The sequence below is a fragment of the Streptomyces sp. NPDC051740 genome (genome assembly GCF_044453165.1).
Lineage (GTDB): Bacteria > Actinomycetota > Actinomycetes > Streptomycetales > Streptomycetaceae > Streptomyces > Streptomyces atrovirens.
The window spans coordinates 474,108-490,474 of the sequence record NZ_JBITCL010000002.1; the positions used below are offsets into that span (position 1 = coordinate 474,108).

Annotated in this window: 16 protein-coding genes; 13 read left to right on the top strand and 3 right to left on the bottom strand. The window is 71.8% G+C overall.

The genetic code is table 11. The features are described 5' to 3' along the window. Positions 1-150: 150 nt before the first annotated feature. From ACIA6T_RS05175 to ACIA6T_RS05185, 3 genes are all read right to left on the bottom strand, one after another. Positions 151-1,092, bottom strand: coding sequence for a hypothetical protein (locus ACIA6T_RS05175; protein ID WP_399445179.1), 942 nt, complete (start codon positions 1,090-1,092; stop codon positions 151-153). Positions 1,093-1,127: 35 nt separating this feature from the next. After that, the gene (locus tag ACIA6T_RS05180; protein WP_399445180.1) at positions 1,128-2,720 is read right to left on the bottom strand and encodes a DUF6801 domain-containing protein; all 1,593 of its coding nucleotides are present in this window, start codon (positions 2,718-2,720) and stop codon (positions 1,128-1,130) included. A 101-nt stretch (positions 2,721-2,821) separates the two neighbouring features. Further along, on the bottom strand, positions 2,822-3,454 hold the full coding sequence (locus ACIA6T_RS05185) for a hypothetical protein (protein ID WP_399445181.1): 633 nt from the start codon (positions 3,452-3,454) through the stop codon (positions 2,822-2,824). 650 nt (positions 3,455-4,104) lie between these two features. Here ACIA6T_RS05185 and ACIA6T_RS05190 point away from each other — a divergent pair. The 13 genes from ACIA6T_RS05190 to ACIA6T_RS05250 are packed head-to-tail and all read left to right on the top strand — an operon-like array spanning position 4,105 to position 16,333. Next, positions 4,105-5,115 (top strand): ABC transporter ATP-binding protein, encoded by a 1,011-nt coding sequence (locus tag ACIA6T_RS05190; RefSeq protein WP_399445182.1) that lies wholly within the window; start codon positions 4,105-4,107, stop codon positions 5,113-5,115. Further along, on the top strand, positions 5,112-5,876 hold the full coding sequence (locus tag ACIA6T_RS05195; RefSeq protein WP_399445183.1) for an MlaE family ABC transporter permease: 765 nt from the start codon (positions 5,112-5,114) through the stop codon (positions 5,874-5,876). The genes ACIA6T_RS05190 and ACIA6T_RS05195 overlap by 4 nt, the downstream gene beginning before the upstream one ends. A gap of 6 nt (positions 5,877-5,882) precedes the next feature. After that, entirely contained in the window at positions 5,883-6,689 is an 807-nt protein-coding gene (locus ACIA6T_RS05200) for an ABC transporter permease (RefSeq protein WP_085574364.1), read from the top strand. A 1-nt stretch (position 6,690) separates the two neighbouring features. Beyond that, positions 6,691-7,956, top strand: coding sequence for an MCE family protein (locus tag ACIA6T_RS05205; protein ID WP_399445184.1), 1,266 nt, complete (start codon positions 6,691-6,693; stop codon positions 7,954-7,956). Continuing rightward, positions 7,953-9,017, top strand: coding sequence for an MCE family protein (locus ACIA6T_RS05210; protein WP_399445185.1), 1,065 nt, complete (start codon positions 7,953-7,955; stop codon positions 9,015-9,017). Before ACIA6T_RS05205 ends, ACIA6T_RS05210 begins: the two co-directional genes overlap by 4 nt. Further along, positions 9,014-10,054, top strand: coding sequence for an MCE family protein (locus ACIA6T_RS05215; RefSeq protein ID WP_399445186.1), 1,041 nt, complete (start codon positions 9,014-9,016; stop codon positions 10,052-10,054). The genes ACIA6T_RS05210 and ACIA6T_RS05215 overlap by 4 nt, the downstream gene beginning before the upstream one ends. Next, a complete protein-coding gene (locus ACIA6T_RS05220; protein WP_399445187.1) occupies positions 10,054-11,076 on the top strand; it encodes an MCE family protein in 1,023 nt (340 codons plus the stop codon). The genes ACIA6T_RS05215 and ACIA6T_RS05220 overlap by 1 nt, the downstream gene beginning before the upstream one ends. After that, on the top strand, positions 11,073-12,341 hold the full coding sequence (locus tag ACIA6T_RS05225) for an MCE family protein (RefSeq protein WP_399445188.1): 1,269 nt from the start codon (positions 11,073-11,075) through the stop codon (positions 12,339-12,341). The genes ACIA6T_RS05220 and ACIA6T_RS05225 overlap by 4 nt, the downstream gene beginning before the upstream one ends. Then, complete coding sequence (locus ACIA6T_RS05230) at positions 12,338-13,615, top strand: MCE family protein (RefSeq protein ID WP_399445189.1); 1,278 nt, start codon at positions 12,338-12,340, stop codon at positions 13,613-13,615. The genes ACIA6T_RS05225 and ACIA6T_RS05230 overlap by 4 nt, the downstream gene beginning before the upstream one ends. After that, positions 13,612-14,127 (top strand): hypothetical protein, encoded by a 516-nt coding sequence (locus ACIA6T_RS05235; protein WP_399445190.1) that lies wholly within the window; start codon positions 13,612-13,614, stop codon positions 14,125-14,127. The genes ACIA6T_RS05230 and ACIA6T_RS05235 overlap by 4 nt, the downstream gene beginning before the upstream one ends. After that, positions 14,124-14,900, top strand: coding sequence for a hypothetical protein (locus tag ACIA6T_RS05240; RefSeq protein WP_399445191.1), 777 nt, complete (start codon positions 14,124-14,126; stop codon positions 14,898-14,900). Before ACIA6T_RS05235 ends, ACIA6T_RS05240 begins: the two co-directional genes overlap by 4 nt. 26 nt (positions 14,901-14,926) lie before the next feature. Next, positions 14,927-15,475 carry a nuclear transport factor 2 family protein gene (locus ACIA6T_RS05245; RefSeq protein WP_399445192.1) on the top strand — a complete coding sequence of 183 codons (549 nt, stop codon included), beginning with the start codon at positions 14,927-14,929 and terminating at the stop codon, positions 15,473-15,475. A 48-nt stretch (positions 15,476-15,523) separates the two neighbouring features. Continuing rightward, entirely contained in the window at positions 15,524-16,333 is an 810-nt protein-coding gene (locus tag ACIA6T_RS05250; RefSeq protein ID WP_399445193.1) for a hypothetical protein, read from the top strand. The last annotated feature ends 34 nt before the right edge of the window (positions 16,334-16,367 follow it).

A 16,367-nucleotide genomic window follows, 5' to 3' on the forward strand; every position in this document is an offset into this window, starting at 1 on the left:
CGGAACCCGGACCGGTCCACCGGGATTCACCGGCTTGGCAAGCTGACGGTAAATCAACTTTGTTGTGTTGTACATCACTTGTGAAGGAATCGCGTCATGGTGGTGAGGGCCGGCTGCCGGGACGGCCACGCGGTTCCGGTCCCGTGGTGGCTACTCGGCGGCGGAGTGCCAGTTCTCCGCCAGGACCTTGCCGGCGTCGGGGGCGACGGTCCCGGGGGCGTTGAGGCCGGTGAGGTGGGTCTGCGTGTCGTTGAGGGTCAGGCTGTTGTTCCCGGAGGCGGAGGGCAGCCCGGTCTTCGCGTTGACCGCGGCGTTGATCAGACCGACGTTCAGGCCGCAGCCGGTGGCGCCGGGGACCGCGAAGGTGCTGTCGTTCTGGGGGGCGCCGGTGAGGTCGATCCGGCTCATCTCGCCGGCCGGGTCGGGGGTGCCGTCACCCTGGAAGAAGGTCATCCCGAACGCCGGGTACTCGCGGTTCGCGGGGCGCAGCACGATCGGGTCGGCGGCCGTTCCGATGTAGCACTTGCTGCCGAGGAGCGGGTTCTCCAGGTGGATGCGGACCGGCAGGGCGATGATGGGCGTGTCCGTGAGGACGCCGGCGGTCTGGTCGAAGGCGTAGGGCGCGCCGACGGACTCCATGGTCGCGGTGATCTTGTTGAGGCTGGAGTTCTCCAGCGACTCGCAGATGCCCGTGATCACGAATATGTCGCTCGGGCACATCAGGCCGAGCAGTCCGCCGGGCACGGTGGCGGGCTCGGCGACCAGCGCGCCGGAGGCCGGGGCGACCACGCTGCTGGTGCCGTCCGCGTTCTGGACGACGCCGATCTGGAGGTTGGTCCTGCCGGTCGTCACGGTGGTGTCGCCCAGCTTGATGGAGCCGCTCGCCGAGGTGGAGACCACGCACTGCGGGGTCCTGTCGAAGCCGTCGGCGGCCAGCATCGCCGGGGCGTCCACGGGGCAGCGGGTGAAGGGGGCCCACTCGCCGTTGAGCGCGGGGCCGGCGGCGGTCGCCGTGCCCAGGGAGGCGAAGGCGCCGAACGCGGTCAGCGCGGAGACGGCGGCGAGCCGGGTGCGGGGGGAGAACGGGGGCATGGTGGTGGCCTTCCGTGGAGGTGGGGGACAGGGGATCAGCGCTCGGCGACGGGGACCTCGTAGGGCTGGAGGTCCTCGGTGCACTGGCCTTCGTTGGTCGGGCTCGGGAACACCGGGGCGGCGATCGCGCACGTCTGGCCCTGGACCTGCTTGATGTGGTTGCCGGGACCGGAGACGGAGGCGGTGAGCAGACGGTCGAGGTCCTCGCCGTCGGTGCCGCAGCCGGTGAAGGCGGGGATGGCCGCCTCGCCGGACAGCACGCCGCCGCTGAGGAGCAGATAGCCGGTGGCCGGCAGGCCGATGATCTGCTCGCCCCGGCCGTACAGCACCAGGTGGTCACCCGGGAAGTTCGCGGGGTCCGGGTCGGCGGAGGTGAGGGACGTCTCGGTCCGGCACCCGGGACCGACGTCCAGGGGCGTCCCGTTGACCTCGAGATCCAGTACGTGCAGGACCAGCGGGGCCCGGACGTAGGTGTCCGTGATCGTGGTGAAGTCGGAGAGGCGCATCCTCATGCGCGAGTCGATCCTCATGGTGCCCGTCTGCTCCAGCACCATGGTGGCCTTCACCGGGGCGAAGTCGAAGGACAGGAAGGTCGCGTCGAAGGGCGGTGTCTGCTTCCGCTCCCGGTAGTGGAGGTTCGCGTACGACACGGTGTCGAAGATCAGGTACTCAGGGTCGGGGGGACCCATCTCGGGGAGCCCCTGTTCGATCAGCACGCAGGACGGCGGCAGGTACGCGGCGCCCTTCATCTTCTTCACGTTGGCGTAGCCGGTGACGTAGGCGTTGAGCGACACGTCCGTGGGCGGGTGCTGTTCGTCGTAGCGGCACGGCGGTACGTCGCGGTCCGCGGCGGTGCCGGGCGAGTTCTCCAGCACCTTCGGTGACCGGTCCCCCTGCCGCTCCTCCGTTCCGTCCCCCGGCCCGTCCTCCGGTGGGCCCGATGCCTCCGCGGACCCGGACGGGGAGGGCGGGCCGCTCGCCCCGGGGCCGTCCGTGCCGACCGGTACGGTGGCCAGCAGCCCCTGGTCCGTGGCGTCCTCGGTGAGGGAGCAGTCGACGGTCAGCGAGCCGGGGCCGGCGGTGGCCGTGTCCGCCGTGTCCGCCGTGCCGGGCGCCAGGTCGATCGCGAGGTCGCCGGCGGTGAAGGTCAGGGCGCCGTCGCCCCGGCCGGCCACCGAGGGGACGTCGCCCTTCGTGGTCAGTGTCAGCGGCCCGGAGGCGGGAAGGGCGACGGGTTCGGCGCTTCCGCGCCAGGTCGCGGTGGCGGTCGCCGCGTTCTGGGCGACGCCCACGGCGAGCCGGGTCGCCGCCCGTACCCCGGACGCCTCGTGTGCGGTGAGATCGGCGACGGCCTCCGCGGGGAGTTCCACGGTGGTGGTGACGCCGGTGGGCGAGAACGCCTCGCCCGCCTCGGCCCGTTCCGGGAAGTCCGCCGAGATCCGCACCGTCGCGGGCAGCCGCCCCGAGGGCAGGGTGCAGACGTAGGGGAGTTCGGCCTCGATCTCCTGGGGGCCCGTGGCGGAGGCCGTGGTCGGTATCAGGGCGGCGAGCACGACGAACGCCGCGATCGACGTGGTCCTGGTGCGGGCACGGGAGGGCCGCGGGGCGGCGGCTCGCTGGACTCTCATACAACTCCGCTCGGTAGGAGGCCGGTGTCGGCGGGACGCGGCACGGAGTCCGCGAACGCCCGGCCGGGGTAGCCGGCCGGGCGGACGTGAGCGGGGGCGGTCTACGGGTTGGAACCGACGATGGTCGGGATGATGCCGGTGCCCGCCTGCTTGACGGCGTAGTTGCCCTTGAAGGTGGGCTTGGTGGCGGTCGTGACGATCGCCCCGCAGTTGACGGGGTTGCTGACCGCCAGTTCACCGGCGACGCTGTTGACCGCGAGGACACCGGTGGAGTTGGTGTAGGTGGCCGAGGCCTTGCCCGCCACCGTGAACTTGCAGGCGCCGGCGGTCACGTTGGCCTTGACGTTGCCGACGTAGCCCTTGGTGACGCCGGTGGAGGCGGTGTAGTCCACCGCGACGACGTCCCAGGGGGTGACCGACGTGGTGGTGACGTTGCCCAGGACACTGGTGCACGGCGAGCCGGTGGCACCGAAGTTCATGGTGGTGATGTCGGCGACGTCCCCCGGGTTGCCGGTGGCGCTGTTCATCACACCGGCCGCGTTGGAGGTCGTACAGGTCATCGGGATGGTGGCGGTCAGCACGATGTTGCCGACGTTCGCGGCCTGGAACGAGGACGGCGAGGGGGTGACGGTCCACACCGTGGAGGGCACCGCGGAGGACGGGCCGGCGGCGAGACCCAGCGCCGACGCGGCCGCACACACCACGACGGCCGACCTTCTCGTGTTCTTCTTCATGACTCGGGACTCCTTGAGGGTTGACCTGCAGTGAGCGGTGACGTTACTCGCCGGAAACTTAGCCGAACAATGCGGTTGTCCATGATTCTTTTAAAAGTGGAACAAGCTGTTTCCCCAGTGAGTGATTCGCGGTTCGCCTTAGTCACGCGCTGCCAAGGAGGAAACGTCCGGAGAGGATGATCCCGCTCTCCGGGCGCTCCCCGTACCGGGGGGTGTGACACTCACCCGCCGACAATGCCGGGAGGGTTTTTTGTGTCCTCCGTGACAGGTTCCGGATGGCCGGAGTCGGTATCCCGGAAAACTCGGATTCCGGTGTTGCCCGTCGAGGTTACCGGGCCGTAACGTGCCGGTGTGGTGCTCGGTTCCAGGTCGGTGGCCCCCGTCGGCCGGAGCCATGACGGGCGCTTTCCGGCCCCCCTTCCATCGGGCTCGGGCGTCCGTCGGCAGGGTCTCACGGATCCACACCCCCCGGAGCCGCGGGACCCTGCCCTGTCTCCCCGGAGACAAGTGCGGGGCCGGTGTGTTGTGTGCGCGGTGACAAGTTCCGGTGGGTCGGCGGGGATCCGCTGCCGCACCCGTTGTCAGTGCGCTCCGCGCCGACTTAACGTGCGCCCGCGGTACCTATCCGATGGACGTCCGCTGGAGGTGATATGGGAATCGAAGTGGTGGTCGAGGGCCTGACCAAGTCCTTCGGTAAGCAGAGCATCTGGCGGGACGTGACACTCACCCTTCCTGCCGGAGAGGTGAGCGTGATGCTGGGCCCGTCCGGCACCGGGAAGACCGTTTTCCTGAAGTCGCTCATAGGGCTGCTCAAACCCGAGAAGGGCCGTGTCCTCATCGACGGGGTGGACATGGTGAACAGTCCCGAAAAGGATATCTACGAGACCCGTAAACTGTTCGGTCTCATGTTCCAGGACGGGGCCCTCTTCGGGTCCATGTCCCTTTTCGACAACATCGCCTTCCCGCTGCGCGAGCACACCCGCAAGAAGGAGTCCGAGATCCGCCGCATCGTCATGGAGCGGATCGAGGTCGTCGGGCTGCTGGGTGCGGAGGGCAAGCTTCCGGGAGAGATCAGCGGAGGCATGCGCAAGCGGGCCGGACTGGCCCGCGCGCTCGTCCTCGACCCGCAGATCATCCTGTGCGACGAGCCGGACTCCGGACTCGACCCGGTCCGCACCGCCTACCTCTCCCAGCTGCTGATCGACCTGAACGCGCAGATCGACGCGACGATGCTGATCGTCACCCACAACCTCGACATCGCCGCCACCGTGCCCGACAACATGGGGATGCTCTTCCGGCGCGAGCTCGTCACCTTCGGTCCGCGCGAGGTGCTGCTCACCAGCGACGAGCCGGTCGTGGCCCAGTTCCTCGGCGGCCGGCGCGAGGGCCCCATCGGGATGTCCGAGGAGAAGGACGCGGCCACCCTCGCCGCCGAGGCGGGCGCCGCCTCCTCCGCCCCCGCCGTACCCCGGGTGATCGTCCCGCAGCTGGAGCCGTCGCCCGGCCTCCCGCCGCGCCGGGCCGTCGACCGGCGACGCAACCGTGTCATGGGCATGATCGACACGCTGCCGCCCGCCGCGCGCTCCGCCATCCGGGACACCTACGCGAGGAACTCCGGGGCGGCCACCCTGCCGATGCCCACCGCCGGGAGCGGCGCGTGATCACCGGCGCGCTGCGGCAGACCGGCCGGCTCTTCGCGCTCGCCGCCGAAGTCGGCCGCGCCGTCTTCCGAAGACCCTTCCAGTTCCGCGAGTTCGTCGAGCAGTTCTGGTTCGTCGCGAGCGTGACCATCCTGCCCGCCGCCCTCGTCTCGATCCCCTTCGGCGCCGTCATCGCCCTCCAGGTCGGCTCCCTGACCGAGCAGCTGGGCGCCCAGTCGTTCACCGGGGGCGCCAGCGTCCTCGCCGTCGTCCAGCAGGCCAGCCCGCTCATCGTCGCCCTGCTGATCGCCGGCGCCGGCGGCTCGGCCATCTGCGCCGACCTCGGCTCCCGCAGGATCCGCGAGGAACTCGACGCGATGGAGGTCATGGGCGTGTCCCCGGTGCAGCGCCTGGTCGTGCCCCGGGTGCTGGCCGCCATGGGCGTCGCGGTCCTGCTCAACGGCCTGGTCTCCGTCGTCGGCATCCTCGGCGGCTACTTCTTCAACGTCATCATGCAGGGCGGCACCCCCGGCGCCTACCTCTCCAGCTTCTCCGCCCTCGCCCAGCTCCCCGACCTGTACATCAGCGAACTCAAGGCGCTGGTCTTCGGGTTCATCGCGGGCATCGTCGCCGCCTACCGGGGCCTCAACCCGCGCGGCGGCCCCAAGGGCGTCGGCGACGCCGTCAACCAGTCCGTCGTCATCACGTTCCTCCTGCTCTTCTTCGTCAACATGGTGATGACGGCCGTCTACCTCCAGATCGTCCCGCCGAAGGGAGGCTGAGGTCCGATGGCCTCCCCGCTCGTCTGGCTCGACCGCTCCGGCGACCAACTGCTCTTCTACGTCCGGGCCCTGCTGTGGATCCCGCGGACCCTGCGCCGCTACCTCAAGGAGGTGCAGCGCCTGCTGGCCGAGGTGGCGTTCGGCTCCGGCGGCCTCGGGATCATCGGCGGCACCATCGGCGTGATGATCGCGATGACGCTCTTCACCGGGACCGTCGTCGGACTCCAGGGCTACGCGGCCCTCGACCAGATCGGCACGGCCGCGTTCACCGGATTCGTCTCCGCCTACTTCAACACCCGCGAGATCGCCCCCCTCGTCGCCGGACTCGCCCTCTCCGCGACCGTCGGCGCCGGCTTCACCGCCCAGCTCGGCGCCATGCGCATCAACGAGGAGGTCGACGCCCTCGAAGGCATGGGCATCCGCTCCATGCCCTACCTGGTCACCACCCGCATCATCGCCGGCGTCGTCGCCATCGTCCCGCTCTACGCGATCGGGCTGCTCTCCTCCTACGTCGCCTCCCGCTATGTGACCGTCCTGTTCAACGGGCAGTCCCGGGGGACGTACGACCACTACTTCAACCTCTTCCTCTCCCCGACGGACGTGCTGCTCTCCGTACTGAAGGTGCTGATCTTCAGCGTGATGGTGATCCTCGCCCACTGCTACTACGGCTTCCGCGCCTCGGGCGGCCCCGCCGGCGTCGGCGTCGCCGTCGGCCGGTCCGTGCGCAACGCCATCGTGCTGATCAGCGTCACCGACTTCTTCCTGTCGCTCGCCCTGTGGGGCGCGACCACGACCGTGAAGGTGGCGGGGTGAGATGAGCGGACCCCGGGGATCCCGAGGACAGACGCTGCGCCGCCGGCTGGCCGGGGTGGTGTTCGTGCTGGTGCCCGCCCTGCTGATCTGGCTGGCCGTCGCCGTCTACGACAAGAGGTTCACCGACTCCGACCCGGTGGTGGTCGAGACCGGCAGCGCCGGCAACCAGATGCACCCGGGCGCCGAGGTGAAACTGCGCGGCGTCGTCGTCGGCGAGGTCCGCGCCATCGACGCCACCGGCGACGGGGCCCGGCTCACCCTCGCCATGAAGCCCGGCGCGCTGGACGACGTACCGTCCGACGTCCGCGCGCAGATGCTGCCGACCACCCTGTTCGGCGAACGGTTCGTGGCCCTCGTACCGCCCGAGAACCCCTCGGCCCGGCCACTGGCCGCCGGGGCCGTCGTCCCCCAGGACCGCTCCGAGAACGCCATCGAACTCCAGCAGGTGCTCGACGACGTCCTGCCGATGCTCACCGCCGTGCAGCCGCAGAAGCTCTCCGCGACCCTGTCGGCCGTCTCACAGGCCCTGGAAGGCCGCGGGGACCGGCTCGGCGAGACGCTGAGCCTGCTGGACGAGCACCTGGAGGAGTTCAACCCCCACCTGCCCGCCCTCAACCGCGACCTCAGGGAACTCGTGAAGGTCAGCCATGTCTACGCGGACGCCGCGCCCGACATCGTCACGGCGCTCACCGACTTCACCACCACCAGCGGCACCCTCGCCGAGCAGGAGGCCGAACTCGCCGCCACCCTCGGCGCCACCACCCGCACGGCCGAGGACGTGACGGCCTTCCTGCGCGAGAACAAGGACAACATCATCCGGCTCGGTGCCGCCGGCCGACCCACCCTGGAACTGCTCGCCGAGTACTCCTCGGCCTTCCCCTGCACCCTGCGCACCCTCACCGAGTTCGTCCCGGCCATGGACAAGGCGCTCGGCAAGGGCACCGGCCGGCCCGGCATCCACGTCGACGTCACCACCGTCGCCTCGCGCGGCGCCTACCGCCCCGGCCGCGACACCCCGGTGTACGACTCCGGCGGCGGCCCCCGCTGCCCCTCCGTGCCCTACCTCGGCTCACTGCCCCGGCCCACCGCGCGGGCCGCCGCCCCCGCGGCCGAGCAGGACCTCGGACCCGCCAACTCCCCGGCGGAGAACGACCTCGTCAACGAACTCCTCGCCCCCGCCGCCGGCGAGAGCCCCGGCGACCTGCCCGACTGGAGCAGCCTGCTCGTCGGCCCCGTCTACCGCGGTACGGAGGTGACCCTCGGATGACCACCGCCGACGACGCGCACACCCGGCGCCGCCCGCTGACCGGGCCGCTGCTCAAGTCCCTCGCCTTCGTGGTGGTCACCGCCCTCGCCACGACCGTGCTCGGCATCGGCGTCGCCAACACCGGCGTCGGCTCCGGCTCCGGCACCACCACCTACAAGGCCCTGTTCACCGACGTCACCGGACTCGTCGACGGCGACAGCGTGCGGATCTCCGGGGTGGAGGTCGGCGAGGTGACCGACGTACGCGTGGTGGAACGGCGCACCGCGCAGGTCACCTTCACCGTCCGGGAGGACCGCAGGCTGCCCCGGTCGACCACCGCCGCCGTGAAGTACCTCAACATGGTCGGCCAGCGCTACGTCTCCCTCGGCCGTGACAGCGGCGACCTCACCGGCACCCTGGAGGAGGGCGGCACCGTCCCGCTGGAGCGCACCACGCCCGCGCTCGACCTGACCCTGCTCTTCAACGGCTTCAAGCCGCTGTTCGAGGGGCTCTCCCCGAAGGACGTCAACGAACTCGCCGGATCGATCGTGCAGGTGCTCCAGGGCGAGGGCGCCACCGTGGACAGCCTGATCCGCCACATCGGCTCGCTCAGTACGACCGTCGCCGCCAAGGACGAGGTGATCGGCCAGGTCGTCGGCAACCTCACCACCGTCCTGGACACCCTCAACGACCGCGAGGACGGCTTCGACGACCTCGTCGTCACCCTCCAGGAACTCGTCACCGGCTTCAACGAGGACCGTGAACCCCTCGGCAGGGCCGTCGCGGCCATGGGCGACCTGACCACCGTCACCGCCGACCTCTTCGAGGACGGGCGGGAGCCCCTCAAGCAGGACATCCGCGAACTGGGCCGGCTCTCGACGAACCTCGGCGAACACACCCCGCAGATCGAGGACTTCCTCGAGAAGACCCCCGCCAAGATGACCGCCCTGGCCCGCCTGTCCTCCTACGGATCGTGGTTCAACCTCTACCTCTGCGAGGCGCGCGTGAGCGGAGTCACCACCTCCGACGGCTCCGAACCGCCGACCGGTATCGCGGTCACCGAATCGAGGTGCCGCGGATGAGGCGCCCGCACATCAGGCCCGTGAAAGAGCGCGACCCCGTCGCCGTCGGCGTCGTGGGGCTGCTCGTCCTCACCCTGATCGCCCTCCTCGCCTACCACGTCGACCGGCTCCCGTTCGGCGGCGGCACCGCCTACAGCGCCGACTTCTCCGAGGCGGCGGGTCTGGACGAGGGCGACGAGGTGCGCATCGCGGGCGTCAAGGTCGGCCAGGTCACCGGCGTCGCGCTCGACGGCGCCAAGGTGAAGGTCACCTTCGAGGTCGAGGACGCCTGGCTCGGCGACCGCACGACCGCCGCCATCGCCATCAAGACCGTCCTCGGCGACAAGTACCTGGCGCTCGACCCGCTCGGCTCCGGCCGCCAGGACCCCGGCAGCCGCATCCCGCTGACCCGCACCACCTCCCCCTACGACGTGACCCAGGCGTTCCAGGACCTCAGCGGCACCGTCGACGACATCGACACGCGGCGGCTGGCGGAGAGCTTCGAGACCATCTCCGACACCTTCGAGGACTCCCCGCCACACGTGCGCAAGGCCGCCACCGGCCTGTCCGACCTGTCGCGGTCCATCTCCGAGCGCGACGCGGAACTCTCCGAACTCCTCAAGGGCAGCGCGAAGTTCACCAAGACGCTGGAGAACAGGAAGTCCAGCTTCGAGACCCTCATCGAGGACGGCGGCTCCCTGCTCGGCGAACTCCGCGACCGCCGCGCCGCCATCAGCGCCCTGCTCAAGGGCAGCCGCGACCTCGGCGGCGAACTCGGCGGCCTCGTCGAGGACAACGAGAAGCAGCTCGGCCCCACCCTCAAGGCCCTCGGCCGCGTCACCACCGTCCTGGAGGAGAACAACACCCAGCTCGGCAGGACCCTCGCGCTGGTCGGCCCGTACTACCGCCTGGTCGGCAACACCCTCGGCAACGGCCGCTGGTTCGACAGCTACCTGTGCGGTGTCGTGCCCCGCGACTACCTGCCCGAGACCTCCCAGCCCGAGACCGGATGCCTGCCGCCGAAACAGCCGGTGGCGGCCCAGGGGAGCGGTGAGTGATGAACCGACGCGGAAAGATCCTCACCGGCGTGCTCGCCTTCCTGCTGCTCGCCGCCGGCGGCGTGGCCACCGTCCGGACCCTCTCGTCCGACGGCACCCGCGTCACCGCCTACTTCGACCGCGCCACCGGCGTCTACGCCGGGTCCGACCTGCGCGTCCTCGGGGTACGGGTCGGCGAGGTGGAGTCGGTGCGGCCACAGGGCACCACGGTCCGCGTCGACCTCCGCCTGGACGAGGGGATCAAGGTCCCCGAGGGAGCGCGGGCCGTCGTCGTCGCGCCGAGCGTCGTCGCCGACCGGTATGTGCAGCTCACCCCCGCCCACAGCACGGGCCCCGCCCTCGCCGACGGCGCCGTACTGCCCGCCTCGCGCAACCGCCTCCCCGTCGAGATCGACCAGATCTACGACTCGATCACCGAACTCGGCGAGGCCCTCGGCCCGGACGGCGCCAACGCCGACGGCGCCCTGTCCGAACTGCTGCGGACCGGCGCCGCCAACCTCGACGGCAACGGCGAGGCCATCGGCGAGGGCGTCGAGGAGTTCGGCAAGGCGGCCAGGACCCTCGACGGCAGCAGCGGTGACCTGTTCAAGACGCTCAGCAGCCTCCAGACCTTCACCACCATGCTGAAGAACAAGGACACCGACGTGCGCACCGCGCAGGAACGCCTGGACGAGGTCGTCGGCTTCTTCGCCGACAACAAGGACGACCTCACCGGCGCGCTGGAGGAACTCGGCAAGGCCCTCGGCCAGGTCAAGACCTTCATCGAGGACAACCGGGGCGAACTGAAGAAGAACGTCGACCGGCTCGTCCCCCTCACACAGACCCTGGTCGAACAACGGGCCTCGCTGGCCGAGGCGCTGGACGTGGCGCCGCTGGCCGCCGGCAACGTCGTAGGCGCCTACGACCCCGACACCCGCACCCTCGACGGCCGCGCCAACCTCAACGAGATCAGCATCGGCGGCCCGCTGCTGCCGCTGCCCGTGACCGGTGCGGCCGACGGGCGGAAGGGGGACGGCCGATGAAGCGCGGCACGCTCACCGCGGGCCGGGCCGCGGGCCTCACCGCGGGCGGACTGATCGCCCTCGGCCTCGGCTTCACCCTCGCCCTCGGCGCGGTCGCCGTCGGACCACCGCGCTTCGACGGCATCGAGGACCTGCCGCTGCCCGGCGGCGCCGACCTCGGCGACCACCCCTACACCGTCACCGCGGAACTCCACGACGTGCTCAGCCTGGTCCCGCACGCCGCGGTGAAGGTCGACGACGTCGCCGTCGGCCGGATCACCGACATCGAACTCGGCCGCGACGACTGGTCGGCCCGCGTCACCATGGAGATCAACGGCGATGTGCGGCTGCCCGCCGACGCCACCGCACGGCTCGAACAGTCCAGCCTGCTGGGCGAGAAGTACATCCAGCTCGTCGCGCCCGCCAAGGAGACCGGCGCCGGCCGGCTGACGGACGGGAACGTCATCCCGCTGGCCCGCACCAGCCGCAACACCGAGGTCGAGGAGGTGTTCGGCGCGCTGTCCCTGCTCCTCAACGGCGGCGGCGTCAACCAGCTCAAGACCATCACCCAGGAGCTCAACGCGGCCCTCGGCGGACGCGAACCCGAGGTCCGCTCCATGCTGAAACGGGTCGACACCCTGGTGGGCGACCTCGACGACCACCGGGGGGACATCACCGACGCCCTCGACGCCGTCAACCGGCTCTCCTCGACCCTCGCCACCCGCAAGGACGACGTCGGCACCGTCCTCACCGGACTCTCGCCCGGACTGAAGACGCTGGAGAAGCAGCGCGGCTCACTGCTGACCATGCTGCGCTCCCTCGACACCCTCTCCGGCGTCGCCGTCTCCACCGTCAACGCGAGCAAGGACGACATGATCGCCGACCTCAAGGCCATCGCGCCGACGCTGAAGGCGCTCGCCGACGCGGGCACGGACCTGCCCGACTCGCTCCAGGTGCTGGTGACGTACCCGTTCACCGACGAGGTGCTGCGCGGGGTGAAGGGCGACTACCTCAACACATATCTGACCATGGCCGCCGTGCCCGGGACCCAGGTGATCCCGCCGCTGGTGACCGAGGGCACGGCTTCTCCGTCCGCCGCGGCGGACGGCGGGCCGGGCGCGGCCGGGAAGGGGCGGTCCGCCCGGGGCGACGACGGAGCACCGGGAGCCGGGCCGTCGTCCGTGTCGCCGTCCGCACCGCCGTCCGGGGCGCGCTCCCCGTCGGGGGACTCCTCCTCGCCGCTGCCGCTGCCCTCCGTGTCCGGGGCCGGAGGTGAGAGCAGGTGATCACTCCCGCCGTACGGCTGAAGAACCTCGCCTTCCTCCTCATCGCCGTCCTCGCCCTCTCGTTCCTCGGCATCCGCTACGCCGACCTCGGCCGGTACGTGGGCGTCGCCGACTACTACACGGTGGACGTGCGACTTCCGCGCACGGGCGGCCTGTTCACCCACTCCGACGTCACCTACCGGGGCGTCTCGGTGGGCCGCGTCGGCCCGATCGGCCTCACCGCCGACGGAGTCGTCGCCGAACTCCGCATCAAGAAGTCCGCCCCCCGCATCCCCGCCGACACCAAGGCCGTGGTCGCCGGACTCTCCGCCGTGGGCGAGCAGTACATCGACCTGCGGCCCGAGAGCGACGGCTCCCCCTACCTCGCCGACGGCACCCGCATCGAACAGGCCGACACCCAGGTGCCCGCACCCGTCACCGACGTCCTCACCAGCGTCGACGACCTCGTGAGCTCGGTCCCGCTGGAGGATCTGCGCACGGTCGTCGACGAGTTCGGCAAGGCCTTCGAAGGGCACGGCGACGACCTCCAGGCGCTCCTCGACGGCGGCAGCGACTTCGTCGAGGCCGCCGACCGCGCCCTGCCGTCCACCGCCCTGCTCATCACCGACGGCGAGACCGTCCTGCGCACCCAGGCCCAGGAGGCGAAGGCCATCCGCGACTTCGCCGGCGGGGCGGAGGAACTGGCCCGTGCCCTCAAGGGCTCCGACGCCGACCTGCGCCGCCTCCTCGCGGTCACCCCCGAGGCCGCCACCCAGGTCAGCGGTCTGCTGCGGGACCTCGACCCGAGCCTCGGCGTCGTCCTCGCCAACCTCCTCACCACCTCCGAGGTCGCCGTCACCCGGCAGCGCGGCATCGAGGAACTCCTCGTGAAGTACCCGGCGGCCGTCGCCGCCGGCTCCACCGCCGTCGACGGAGGGAAGCTGAACCTCGGCATGGCCGTCACCTTCTTCACCCCCCTGCCCTGCACCGACGGATACGGCGCCACGCGCTACCGCAACGGCCTCGACCTCGGCACCGCGCCCGCCCTCAACACCGGTGCGGCCTGCACCGCCCCGGCCGCCGGCGGGTCGAACGTACGCGGCTCGGCGAACGCCCCGAAGGGCGGCGCGGTGCCCGAACCGGCCAGGCCCGGCTCGCTGCCCTCGGGCAGCGGCGGGACACCCGCCGGGAACGACGCCTCCCCGGTACTCCCCGGCGCCCTCGCCCTGCCCGGACAGAGCGGCGAGGCACCGGACGACCTGTCCGGCCTCCTCGACACCGGCGGTACGCGATGAGGAGGGCCCGGATCCTCACCGGAGCGGGGCTCGCGCTGGCCCTCGGCTTCTGCGGCACGGGCGCGTGGACGTACGCGCAGGCCCGCACCGACGACTCGCTCGCGTACGGCCGTGAGCGGGACGAGGCGCTCGCCGACGGACGGGCGGGCATCGCGGTGCTCACCACGCTGGACGCCTCCACCCGGCAGCGTGCGGAGCGGGGCGTCCGGGCCTGGCGCGCCGCCTCCACCGGGCCGCTGCGCGAGGAGTTGGGCCGTACCGGCGCCGAGGCGGGCGCCTCGGCGCGCGGCACGGTCACCGAGGCCGCCGTCACCGCGCTCGACACGCGGTCCGGCACGGCCAAGCTCATCGCCACCGTCCGCGTCGAGGTCACGCCCGCCGGCGCGAAGAGGCCGACCACCGACCGCAAGCGCCTGGAGGCGGTCCTGGCCCGCACGGGCGAGGGGGAGTGGAAGGTGAGGGCACTGAGCGCCGTACCGGTCGAGGGCGAGAAGGAGGGCGGCGACCGATGACGCTGACGCGACTGCTGCGCAGGGGCGGTACGTCGGAGCCCGGCGCGGAGGCGGCCTCCGCGGACGCGCCCGTCGGGAGGGAGGGCGGGGGCGAGCCCGCCGAGAGGGAGGGCGGGGGCGAGCCCGTCGGGAGGGAGGGCGGGGGCGAGCCCGCGTCCGTCGAGGAGGAGGGCGGGGACGAGCCCGAGCCCGTCGAGGAGGAGGGCGGGCAGGAGCCCGGGTCCGCCGCCGACGCGCCGGACGGTGAGCGCGCCCGCCGCCCGCCGGGCGGGCGGCTGCGGCGGGCCGTCCTCGTCGCGGCCGTCGTGGCGCTCGTCCTCGGTGGCTGCGGCTTCTTCCACGGTGCCCACCAGTTGAGGTCGGCCGCGTCCGCCCGGAACCACGCGCTCACCGACACCGGGGCCACCACCCGCGTCGCCGGCGACGTCGGCAACGCCCTCGCCCGTGTCTTCTCCTACACACCGGACGGCACCGCGGCCGCCGAACGCTCCGCACGCACCGTTCTCGACGGCCGCGCCGCCCGCCAGTACGCGACCCTCTTCGAGCAGGTCCGCGACGACCTCACCGAGCAGCGCGTCACCCTGAGCACCCGGGCCGTCCGCACCGGAGTGGTCGAACTCGACGGCGACGAGGCCCGCCTGCTGGTCTTCCTCGACCAGACCTCCCACAAGGGCGGAGGCAAGGACGGGGTCACCACCGCGGCGGCCCAGCTCACCGTCACGGCCCGGTTCGAGGACGACCGGTGGCGGATCGTCGACATCAAGGCCCGCTGAACGTGCGCGGGAGACTGGAGCACCCCATGGAACGCGCGGTCCGCGCCCTCGCCGGAGCCCGCTCCCGGCCGCTGCCGGCCCTGGTCCTCGCCCTCGCCCTCGTCGCGGGCGGCTTCGCCGCGTGGGCCGGTCAGGACTGGTACCACGCGGCCCACGACGACCGGGCCGCGTACGCCGGGCAACGGGACGAGGCACTCGCCGCCGGGGAGCAGGCCGTGCAGAACCTCAACACGCTCGACCACCGCGACGTGAACCGGGGCCTCGACCTCTGGGAGTCGTCGACCACCGGTGAACTGCACGAACAACTCACCTCCGGCCGCGCGGAGTTCGCCGAGCAGGTGAAGGCGGCGAAAACGGTCACCACGGCCCGGGTGCTGTCGGGCGCCGTCACCGAACTCGACGACCGGGCCGGCCGCGCCCGGGTGCTGATCGCCCTGCGCGTCACCGTCGAGGCGTCCGACGGCGCGAAGACCGACAAGGACAGCCGCATGCTCGGCGAACTCACCCGGACCGACGGCCGGTGGAAGCTGAGCGCCCTGGGCCAGGCACCCGTGGGCGGCACATCGGCCGGCTGACCGGTCCCGTACCGCGGCAGCCGGCCGCACCGAGGAGGACACCGCACCATGTCGACGACCCGTCACCACATCAACAGCCAGCGGCGCCGCCGGGCCCGCGAGACCCGGCCCGCCGCCTCCGCCGGGACCCCGGAGGGCACGGGAAGCCGGACCCGTACGCGCGGCACGGCGGTCCTGACCCCCTCCGGCGCCTCGTCCTCGTCCCCGTCCTCCGCGCGGGCGACGGAACCGGTCGCGGCCGAGGAGAAGGCCACCCGGACCCGGCCGCGCCGACCGGTGGGCCTCGTGGCGCTCTGCGTACTGACCGTGCTCCTCGGCGGCTTCGCCGGCTGGGCGCACGCGGAGGCCGAAGCGCTCCGGGACGGCCCCGCGCGGCACAACACCGCCCTGACCGACCTGGCCCGCACCAGCGAGATCAAGGGACAGACGGCCAAGGCCGTCGACGCGCTCTTCTCCTACGACCACACCGACCCCGGCGCCCTCGAGGAAGCCGCGGAGGACCTCCTCACGGGAAAGGCCGTCGACCAGCACGGAGCCCTGCTCGCCGACGTCCGCGAGCGGGCCGACGAACAGAAGGCGGTGATCACCACGACGGTCACCGAGAGCGCGGTCGAACGGATCGACGGCGACCGGGCCCGGGTCCTCGTCTACGCCGACCAGAGCAGCGTCGGCACCGCCGGAACCGCGAAGGACGCCAAGGACGCGAAGGACGCGAAGGACGCCAAGGACGCGAAGGACGCCAAGGACGCGAAGGACTCGCAGGACGAGGGCGTGTACGCGGGGGCCATGCTCGCCGTCGACGTCGTACACCGCGACGGACGCTGGCTCGTCTCCGGCATCGACACCTTCGGCCGCTGAGGACCGTACGACCGCCCCCACCACCCACAGGAGC

Bases quoted from the DNA above. Each gene is read 5' to 3' on its own strand.
- ACIA6T_RS05175 (WP_399445179.1), bottom strand. From the start codon at position 1,092: ATGCCCCCGTTCTCCCCCCGCACCCGGCTCGCCGCCGTCTCCGCGCTG.
- ACIA6T_RS05180 (WP_399445180.1), bottom strand. From the start codon at position 2,720: ATGAGAGTCCAGCGAGCCGCCGCCCCGCGGCCCTCCCGTGCCCGCACC.
- ACIA6T_RS05185 (WP_399445181.1), bottom strand. From the start codon at position 3,454: ATGAAGAAGAACACGAGAAGGTCGGCCGTCGTGGTGTGTGCGGCCGCG.
- ACIA6T_RS05190 (WP_399445182.1), top strand. From the start codon at position 4,105: ATGGGAATCGAAGTGGTGGTCGAGGGCCTGACCAAGTCCTTCGGTAAG.
- ACIA6T_RS05200 (WP_085574364.1), top strand. From the start codon at position 5,883: ATGGCCTCCCCGCTCGTCTGGCTCGACCGCTCCGGCGACCAACTGCTC.
- ACIA6T_RS05205 (WP_399445184.1), top strand. From the start codon at position 6,691: ATGAGCGGACCCCGGGGATCCCGAGGACAGACGCTGCGCCGCCGGCTG.
- ACIA6T_RS05210 (WP_399445185.1), top strand. From the start codon at position 7,953: ATGACCACCGCCGACGACGCGCACACCCGGCGCCGCCCGCTGACCGGG.
- ACIA6T_RS05215 (WP_399445186.1), top strand. From the start codon at position 9,014: ATGAGGCGCCCGCACATCAGGCCCGTGAAAGAGCGCGACCCCGTCGCC.
- ACIA6T_RS05220 (WP_399445187.1), top strand. From the start codon at position 10,054: ATGAACCGACGCGGAAAGATCCTCACCGGCGTGCTCGCCTTCCTGCTG.
- ACIA6T_RS05225 (WP_399445188.1), top strand. From the start codon at position 11,073: ATGAAGCGCGGCACGCTCACCGCGGGCCGGGCCGCGGGCCTCACCGCG.
- ACIA6T_RS05235 (WP_399445190.1), top strand. From the start codon at position 13,612: ATGAGGAGGGCCCGGATCCTCACCGGAGCGGGGCTCGCGCTGGCCCTC.
- ACIA6T_RS05240 (WP_399445191.1), top strand. From the start codon at position 14,124: ATGACGCTGACGCGACTGCTGCGCAGGGGCGGTACGTCGGAGCCCGGC.
- ACIA6T_RS05245 (WP_399445192.1), top strand. From the start codon at position 14,927: ATGGAACGCGCGGTCCGCGCCCTCGCCGGAGCCCGCTCCCGGCCGCTG.
- ACIA6T_RS05250 (WP_399445193.1), top strand. From the start codon at position 15,524: ATGTCGACGACCCGTCACCACATCAACAGCCAGCGGCGCCGCCGGGCC.